12 tRNA genes are annotated in these 1,135 nt (G+C 52.2%); all 12 read left to right on the top strand.

What is annotated here, in order from left to right:
• Nucleotides 1-14 precede the first annotated feature (14 nt).
• The 12 genes from V7728_RS20240 (at nt 15) to V7728_RS20295 (ending at nt 1,124) form a co-directional block, all read left to right on the top strand.
• Nucleotides 15-90, top strand: a tRNA-Val gene (locus V7728_RS20240).
• 29 nt (nt 91-119) lie between these two features.
• Nucleotides 120-195: transfer RNA gene (locus tag V7728_RS20245), tRNA-Thr, on the top strand.
• Nucleotides 196-232: 37 nt separating this feature from the next.
• A tRNA-Lys gene (locus V7728_RS20250) sits at nt 233-308 on the top strand.
• Between the two features lie 10 nt (nt 309-318).
• Nucleotides 319-402 (top strand) — tRNA-Leu (locus tag V7728_RS20255).
• 9 nt (nt 403-411) lie between these two features.
• Nucleotides 412-486, top strand: a tRNA-Gly gene (locus V7728_RS20260).
• 19 nt (nt 487-505) lie between these two features.
• Nucleotides 506-591 (top strand) — tRNA-Leu (locus V7728_RS20265).
• A 9-nt stretch (nt 592-600) separates the two neighbouring features.
• A tRNA-Arg gene (locus V7728_RS20270) sits at nt 601-677 on the top strand.
• A gap of 17 nt (nt 678-694) precedes the next feature.
• Nucleotides 695-771, top strand: a tRNA-Pro gene (locus V7728_RS20275).
• A 4-nt stretch (nt 772-775) separates the two neighbouring features.
• Nucleotides 776-848, top strand: a tRNA-Ala gene (locus tag V7728_RS20280).
• Nucleotides 849-868: 20 nt separating this feature from the next.
• Nucleotides 869-945, top strand: a tRNA-Met gene (locus V7728_RS20285).
• Between the two features lie 2 nt (nt 946-947).
• Nucleotides 948-1,024: transfer RNA gene (locus tag V7728_RS20290), tRNA-Ile, on the top strand.
• Between the two features lie 7 nt (nt 1,025-1,031).
• A tRNA-Ser gene (locus tag V7728_RS20295) sits at nt 1,032-1,124 on the top strand.
• Nucleotides 1,125-1,135 lie beyond the last annotated feature (11 nt).

Raw genomic sequence — 1,135 nt, forward strand, 5'->3', positions numbered from 1 at the left:
CAAGTGTAATATATGGAGGATTAGCTCAGCTGGGAGAGCATCTGCCTTACAAGCAGAGGGTCGGCGGTTCGAGCCCGTCATCCTCCACCATTCCTATCATACATAAGTTGGCGTATTAAGCCGGTGTAGCTCAATTGGTAGAGCAACTGACTTGTAATCAGTAGGTTGGGGGTTCAAGTCCTCTTGCCGGCACCACCTTTATATGTTATACTATATAAGTCTCTTGTAATAAGAGCCATTAGCTCAGTTGGTAGAGCATCTGACTTTTAATCAGAGGGTCGAAGGTTCGAGTCCTTCATGGCTCACCATGTTTTTCTTGCGGATGTGGCGGAATTGGCAGACGCGCTAGAATCAGGCTCTAGTGTCTTTACAGACGTGGGGGTTCAAGTCCCTTCATCCGCATTGCCAAACGCGGAAGTAGTTCAGTGGTAGAACATCACCTTGCCAAGGTGGGGGTCGCGGGTTCGAATCCCGTCTTCCGCTCCAACTATACTATACCATCCATGCCGGGGTGGTGGAATTGGCAGACACACAGGACTTAAAATCCTGCGGTAGGTGACTACCGTGCCGGTTCAAGTCCGGCCCTCGGCACTTATTGTTGCGCCCGTAGCTCAATTGGATAGAGCGTTTGACTACGGATCAAAAGGTTAGGGGTTCGACTCCTCTCGGGCGCGCCATACATACTTTTGAAAAACGGGAAGTAGCTCAGCTTGGTAGAGCACATGGTTTGGGACCATGGGGTCGCAGGTTCGAATCCTGTCTTCCCGACCATTTTGGGGCCTTAGCTCAGCTGGGAGAGCGCCTGCTTTGCACGCAGGAGGTCAGCGGTTCGATCCCGCTAGGCTCCACTTGATTTTAATTGTTTTTTGGCGGTGTAGCTCAGCTGGCTAGAGCGTACGGTTCATACCCGTGAGGTCGGGGGTTCGATCCCCTCCGCCGCTACCATTGGACCTTTAGCTCAGTTGGTTAGAGCAGACGGCTCATAACCGTCCGGTCGTAGGTTCGAGTCCTACAAGGTCCACCACTTATACGGAGGAATACCCAAGTCTGGCTGAAGGGATCGGTCTTGAAAACCGACAGGGGTGTCAAAGCCCGCGGGGGTTCGAATCCCTCTTCCTCCGCCATATCTAATTTA

This window comes from Bacillus sp. JHAA (assembly GCF_036961585.1).
Classification (GTDB): Bacteria; Bacillota; Bacilli; order Bacillales; family Bacillaceae; genus Bacillus; species Bacillus velezensis.